The organism is Paraconexibacter sp. (assembly GCF_041602235.1).
Classification (GTDB): Bacteria; Actinomycetota; Thermoleophilia; order Solirubrobacterales; family Solirubrobacteraceae; genus Paraconexibacter.
The window spans coordinates 1-6,704 of record NZ_JBFIGP010000218.1; the positions used below are offsets into that span (position 1 = coordinate 1).

Here is a 6,704-nt window from a genome sequence, read left to right on the forward strand (position 1 = left end):
AGGGCGCTCCCCTGCACGGAGGTGGGGACGAGCCGGACGCTCACGCCGCCGACCACCCAGTCGACGAGCGAGAACGCGTCGAAGATCCCGGTCGGCCGGCGCAGCTCGAGGTGGTAGCTGCTCCCGTCACCGCGCGGGATCGTCAGGGCTCGCGGGCCCTCTCCGCCGCCCCCGGCGGGGAGCAGGTCGTAGGTGCCGGAGCTCGTCACCTGCGGGGTCTGCGCCGAGGACAGCCAGCCCAGGCGGCGACGCGAGAACGCGTGGAACCAGCGGCCCGCCCAGGCGTCGCCCATCGGGTCGAACGGATCGCCGTACTCGTCGGTGGTGCACGTCCCCGACACCCACACCTTCTGGCCGCCGGAGGTGCACGACAGCGTGCTGGCGTGATCGAGCCCGAACGTGTGGCCGAGCTCGTGGGCGAAGACGCCGAAGAGCGTCGTGCCGTTGAGGTGGACCCAGCCGCCCGACGGGTAGGGCGCGAGTCCCGACCAGCCGCACGAGGCCACGTTGCCCATGACGTACAGGATCCGGTCGTAGCTGGAGAGCGTCCAGCCGGCGGCGGTCGCCGCCGCACGGGCCGCGGACTGCCAGGACGACCACGCGCAGGTGCTCGTCGAGGCGCTGATCGTCTGCCACGGCGCCACGTCCCCCGCCGGGTCGACCACCCCGCGCAGGCTCACGGCCCCGAACGACGTCTCCTCGAGGTAGGCGCGGACGGAGTTCGTCGCGGTGAACACGCGCGAGCGCAGCGTGGCGGTGGACCACGGCGTCGACGGGGCGGACGCGAAGGTGATCGGCAGCACCAGCGTCCGGTAGGAGCCGCCCGCCGCGGCGGCGCGCGCCCGGACGGAGCGGCGCAGCACGGTCAGCCGGCGCGCGCGCAGGACCCCGCGGTGCAGGCGGCCGACGACCCGCACGCGGCTCCCGCCCCGCGGGGTGCGCCGCAGCGCCCGGGTGTCCAGCCGCAGCACGCGCCCGCGACGGGTGACGAGCTGCGTGTCCGCGTAGGAGACCCGCCCGCGCCGCGCGTGACCGTGGACGGTGCGCAGCGTCCCCGTGACCGACGTAAGAGGTGCGCCCGCCGGCATCGCCCGGAACGGCGGGCCGGCGGGCGCGGTCTGCGTGACCGGGATGACGTGTCCGCCGGCGCCAGCAACGGGGACCGCGACCAGAGCCGCGATCACCGCGGCGACCGACCGAGTTGCGCGGTGTCGCCCGGCGACCGTCATCTGCGGCTGTCTCGGCCGCCCGACGCGCAGGCTGCACATCCGGCTGTCGTCCCGGACGGATGACGGAGCCGCGCCGGTCCGTGACGGGCGGCGCGGGCGGCGGGCGGCGGACGGGCCGCCCGGTGGGGGACGGCCTCAGGCGGCCGGCACGTGGCGCAGGTCGCGCTCCGCGTCGACGCCCCACCGCTGCCCGACCTCGACCAGGCGGTCCTCGACCGGCCAGCGGTCGGAGACGCGCTCGTCCTGCTCGGGGTTGGCGCCCTTCAGCGCCATGCAGTTCGTGTTGTCGCCGATCGACCGGATCTCGACGACGTCCTCCTCGCTGAGCACGACCTTCGCGGGCGTCGCCGCCAGCTCCGCGCGCTTGTCCTCGACCGGGCGTGCCGCGGACCCGTCCGCGGGATCGGCCTCCTGGATGAGGGTCGGCGCGACCATCTCCACCGCGGCGTGCGCGAGGTTCCACTGAGCGGCGAGCTGCAGCGGTGTGAGCCCGTGGCGGTCGGCGACGGGCCGCATGCGCTCGAGGCGCTCGACGCCACGTTCGATCCACCCCTCGGGCCGGAACTGGCGGTGATCGAAGTCACGGAAGCGGTGCCCGGGCCGGACGTCGTCCCAGAAGATCCCGCCGTAGTCGACCACGCGGGTGATCACCTTCACGTCCTTCGCGGCGGCGGCCTCCAGGACGTAGTCGCCCGGCCACGGCTCGAGCGGGTTGAGGATGACCATGGCCCAGTCGATGAGCTCGCCGAACGACTCGAGGCACGCGAGGATGTCGAGGGTGAACCCGTTGGCGGGTCCGGGGGCGAGGCCGATCTGGTCGGCGAGGCCCGCGTCGCGGGCGGCCGCCATCGCCTCCCAGACGCGCGGGTCGTGGTAGCCGCTGTGGTCGGGGTTGTGCAGCATCAGGAGGTCGAAGCGCTCGACCCCGACGCGCTCCAGCGACCGCTCGGTCGCCATCCGGACGTACTCCCCCCACGCCTCGGGTCCGCGGAGCCGGGGGTCGGTGAAGCGCGGAAAGCCCTTCGCGCCTTCGCGCTGTCCCTCGTAGAAGTCGTGCCCGATCGTGCCCGCCACCCAGTACCGGTCACGGGGGAGCCCCTGCAGCGCCCGCCCCAGCACCTTGTCGGCCTCGCCGGCACCGTAGGCGTCCGCGGTGATCACCGCGGGGATCGCGTCGTCCGGGCGCAGGAGCGCCTCCAGGCGGGCGTCCTCGAGCGGTTCGCCGAAGTGCATGAACTTCCCGCCACTCCAGGTGCCGAGGGCGAGGTGACCAGGATGTTCCATGCTGGACAATCTACGGGACCGTGACCCTGCGCCGCCCTGATGAGGACCTCCCCCTGGAGGAGGTGGTGGGCCTCTACGCCGCCGGCTGGTTCCCCATGGACGACGACGAGCGGCAGGACGAGCCGCTGCCCTGGTACTCGCCCGAGGAACGTGGGGTGTTCGACCTCGACCGCGACGCGCTGCAGAGGACGCGGCGGGCCGTGCGGCGCAGCCTGGCTCGTCCCGAGGCGGAACGCTGGTCGATCGTCTTCGACGTCGCGTTCGCCGAGACCCTCGCCTGGTGTGCCCGTCCGCGGACCGCCGGCGAGGGCGTCTGGCTGACACCGCGGATGGTGCGTCTGTACGCCCGGCTGGCCGAGGTCGGGCTCTGTCACACCATCGAGCTGCACGACCCCGAGGACGGTCTCGTCGCGGGGTGCGTCGCCGTGACCATCGGCAAGGCGGCCTTCCTGGAGTCGATGTTCCACCGGGTGCCGCACGCCGGCAACGTCATGCTGTTCCGCACCCTCGACCTCCTGGTCCGCAGCGGGGCGCTCCTGTGCGACATCCAGATGACCACCGACCACACCGAACGGCTCGGTGCCCGCTCGATCAGCCGCTGGCAGTACTTGGCCCGTCTGCAGGAGGCGATCGGCCTCCCGGGCTGAGAGCGCCGGCGGTAGGGTCCGCGCATGGATCTCTCCGCCGGTGAATCGATCATCTACCAGGGGCACCCGTCCTGGCGTTCGACGCTCGGCCTGTACATCAAGGGCCTGTTCCTCTGCGCGATCCTCGGCGCGATCGCGGCGGGTGTCTCGCGCATCGTCGAGGACGAGGTCAAGATGGCCTGGGTCGTGGTCGTCTTCCTCGTGTCCTTCCTCCTCGTCGTGCTGTTCGGCTACCTCAAGCGGATCGGCACGCAGTACACGATCACCACCCGTCGGCTCCACATCCGGCGGGGGATCCTGAACCGCGCGACCGAGGAGACCCGTGTCGAGCGGATCCAGAACGCCAACACCACCCAGTCCTTCCTGGAGCGCGTCCTGCGGGTCGGCACCGTGGACTTCGACGTCGCCAGCGACGAGCGCGCGGGCCTGTTCAAGTTCCAGGGCGTCGAGTCGCCGCAGGAGGTCGTCCGGGCCGTGGACCGCGCGATGACCGGTGAGGCTCGCAGCGGCGGCGATCCCGCCGCGCCGGCGACCGGGGTCTGATCCGAGCGGCCCCAGGGGCGCGCACCACCGGCCCGGCCGCCCTGCGTCAGTTCACCGACGGGTCCTCGGGCATCCGGGCGAGCACGGCGTAGGGGCCGCCCTTGCGCTCGAGCACGATCGACCAGAGGTCGTCCGGGTCCTCGGTGAAGACGTCGTCGCGGTGGGCGTCGACGACGATCCACGCGCCCTCCTCGAGCTCGCCCTCGAGCTGGCCGGGCCCCCATCCGGCGTGCCCGGCGAACACGCGCGCGCGGCGCGTCGCGGTGGCGATGCGGTCGAGGTCGCTGTCGGCGGGCAGGAACCCGAGGTCCTCGACGATCAGCTCCGCGGCGAGGGCGGGGTCGTCGAACTCGGCGACGACCATGACCGCGTCCTCTCCGACGGGCCCGCCACCGTAGACGGCGTCGTCCTCGTCGACGATCGACGTGAGCTCGTCGACAGCCTCCCCGACGAGCGCGTCCGTGGGGCGATTCAGGACGAGTCCGAGTGCTCCCTCCGCGCCGTGCTCAGCGAGCAGGACGACCGTCCGGACGAAGTTCGGATCGGCGAGCGCCGGTGAGGCGAGCAGGATCTTGCCCTTGAGGGTCGCAGCGGACATCGGTGCGACATTTTACGATCACGGCGATGAGGCGACGACTGAAGGGGTACGGGCTCGCGCTCGCTGCCGTGACGACCACGCTCGGGAGCGCGCCCGCGCTCGCGCCGGCCCAGGGCCCCATCCCGCAGACGCCGCTCGCGAAGGCACCGGCGTTCACCGGAACGGCCGCCACACCGAACCCCGTGGCCGCCCCCGAGCCGCCGCGGCACCCGCACATGGCCGCCAACGGTCGCAGCAACCTCCACAGCGACGCGTACCAGACCGACACCAACACCGGGTTCGGTCCGCTCGGGCGCGAGCTGTCGGTCACGAGCTCGTTCCGCGCCCGTGAATGCGCCTCGGTGACGTTCGACCGGCGGGGCCGCATCGTCACGGTCTGCGTGGGCCTCGAGCGGACGACGCTGGAGTTGCTGGACCCGAAGACCCTGCAGACGCTCGCCGAGATGCAGCTGCCCGCCCGCGACCTCACCCAGGCGGGCGGCCTCAACGTGTTCCAGAACTTCACCGGGGGCGGGTACTTCTATCTCGACGACCAGGACCGTGCGGTGATCCCGACCGCGTCCCGGCACCTGTTCGTGGTCGCGCTCGACGATCAGCAGCGCTGGGAGATCGTGCGGGACGTCGACCTGACCAGCGCGGTCCCCAGCGGCGACGCGATCATCAGCGCCCTGCCCGACTGGGCCGGACGCATCTGGTTCGCCTCGCGGTCGGGCGTCGTCGGCGTCCTCTCCCGCGACGGGACGATCAAGACGCTCGATCTCCAGGAGCCGATCGGCAACTCGTTCGCGGTCGACGAGACGGGCGGGGTCTTCATCGTCAGCGACAAGGCCATGTACCGCTTCGACGCGGGCCCCGACGGCGTGCCGCGCGCCACCTGGGCCGAGCCCTACCAGAACACCGGTGGCGACCCGAAGCCCGGGCAGAGCCAGGCCGGGTCCGGGACGACGCCGACCCTGATCGGTGAGGACCTCGTCGCGATCACGGACAACGCGGACCCGATCAACGTGGTCGTGTACCGGCGCGGCGCGCAGCCGCCCGAGGGTGGCGCACCGCGCAAGACCTGCGAGCAGCCGGTGTTCACCAAGGGCGCCTCGTCGACCGACCAGTCGCTGATCGCGACCCCCGAGCTCATCATCGTCGAGAACAACCACGGCTACACCGGCCCGGCCGCCGTCGAGGGCGGACGGACCACGACCCCGGGCCTGACGCGGATCGACCTGAACCCGGACGGCACCTGCTCCCTGGGCTGGACCAGCCAGGAGACCGCGCCGAGCGTGGTTCCCAAGCTGTCGCTGGCCTCCGGTCTCGTCTACACGTACACGAAGGAGGCGCGCTCCGACGGGGACGACTCGTGGTACCTGACGACGATCGACGTCCGCACCGGCAAGACCGTCTACAAGGCGCTGGCGGGGGAGGGGCTGGGCTTCAACAACAACTACGCCCCGGTCACGCTCGGGCCGGACGGGACGGCCTACGTCGGCGTGCTGGGCGGCCTCGTGGCGCTGCGCGACGGCGTCCCGCTCCCCGAGCCGGACCTCGCCTCGCGGCCCCCGGCGCAGCGCGCCGCCCGGCTGGTCTTCCGCTGCGAGCGCGACGGCGTGGTGCGGGCCGAGGTCAAGGGCAGCGCCGTGCGCCGCGTGCGCTTCCGGCTCGGTGGCCGCTTCCGGGCCGACGACCGCCGCGCCCCGTTCGCGATCGCCACACGCGCGAAGCCCGGGACGACCGTGACCGCGGCCGCGACGCTGCGCACCAAGCGCGTGCTGACGTCGACCCGGCGCGTCCCGCGCTGCGGTCGCTGACCAGGGCGTCGCGCCGGGCGCTCAGCCGCCGAACAGCAGCGAGGAGATGATGTCGCCCGCGCTGCGCGGGTTGCGGCCGTAGCGCTCCTCGAAGCGCTTGGCGTCCTCCGGGTCGGCGAGCGCGAGGACGAGCTCCTCCCGGCTCGATCCCAGCCGGCAGGCGGTCGAGTCCAGCAGCTCGAGCGCGCGGTCCTGGACGAAGCCGCCGATGCCTCCGGTGCTCGGGAGGTCGCGTTCGGCGGTGCAGGGGTCCAGGAGCTGCACCTTCTCGGGACGCAGGCGGTCGTGCTCCCGGGCGTAGACCGCCGGGGCCGCCACCGCCGTGACGACCAGGGCGCCGATCGCCAAGCCGGTGCGCGGCGAGGGCATCGGGGCCAGTGGCGCGAGCACGAAGGCGGCCAGCACCGCGAGGCCGCCGGTCACGAGGAAGGCGACGTCGAAGGACTCGCCGACCGCGGCGATCAGCGTCTCGTCGACCCGGTCGGACATGCGGTCGTACTCCGCGAGGTTCTCGGCGTCGACCTGGGTGCGTTCGCGGTCCAGCGCCGCCAGCAGGGCGCCGCGCGGGTCGGCGGCGTCGACGCTCCCCAGGAGCGCCGGCGCG

At 73.2% G+C, this 6,704-nt stretch carries 5 protein-coding genes and 2 pseudogenes; 3 read left to right on the forward strand and 4 right to left on the reverse strand.

The window, feature by feature from the left end; translation table 11 throughout:
- Nucleotides 1-1,184: pseudogene (locus ABYE80_RS15340) on the reverse strand (hypothetical protein); the annotation flags it as partial.
- A gap of 180 nt (nt 1,185-1,364) precedes the next feature.
- A complete protein-coding gene (locus ABYE80_RS15345; RefSeq protein WP_372791165.1) occupies nt 1,365-2,513 on the reverse strand; it encodes an aldo/keto reductase in 1,149 nt (382 codons plus the stop codon).
- Between the two features lie 20 nt (nt 2,514-2,533).
- On the opposite strand from ABYE80_RS15345, the gene ABYE80_RS15350 reads away from it, so the two are divergent.
- Both ABYE80_RS15350 and ABYE80_RS15355 read left to right on the forward strand, forming a co-directional pair.
- The gene (locus tag ABYE80_RS15350) at nt 2,534-3,160 is read left to right on the forward strand and encodes a leucyl/phenylalanyl-tRNA--protein transferase (RefSeq protein WP_372791166.1); all 627 of its coding nucleotides are present in this window, start codon (nt 2,534-2,536) and stop codon (nt 3,158-3,160) included.
- 24 nt (nt 3,161-3,184) lie between these two features.
- Nucleotides 3,185-3,703 (forward strand): PH domain-containing protein, encoded by a 519-nt coding sequence (locus ABYE80_RS15355; RefSeq protein WP_372791167.1) that lies wholly within the window; start codon nt 3,185-3,187, stop codon nt 3,701-3,703.
- A 46-nt stretch (nt 3,704-3,749) separates the two neighbouring features.
- Here the strand turns inward: ABYE80_RS15355 and ABYE80_RS15360 are convergent, their stop codons facing one another.
- On the reverse strand, nt 3,750-4,301 hold the full coding sequence (locus ABYE80_RS15360) for a YqgE/AlgH family protein (protein ID WP_372791169.1): 552 nt from the start codon (nt 4,299-4,301) through the stop codon (nt 3,750-3,752).
- A gap of 26 nt (nt 4,302-4,327) precedes the next feature.
- Here ABYE80_RS15360 and ABYE80_RS15365 point away from each other — a divergent pair, with 26 nt between their 5' ends.
- On the forward strand, nt 4,328-6,100 hold the full coding sequence (locus ABYE80_RS15365; protein ID WP_372791170.1) for a hypothetical protein: 1,773 nt from the start codon (nt 4,328-4,330) through the stop codon (nt 6,098-6,100).
- A gap of 21 nt (nt 6,101-6,121) precedes the next feature.
- Here the strand turns inward: ABYE80_RS15365 and ABYE80_RS15370 are convergent.
- Nucleotides 6,122-6,704, reverse strand: a pseudogene (locus ABYE80_RS15370) (hypothetical protein); the annotation flags it as partial.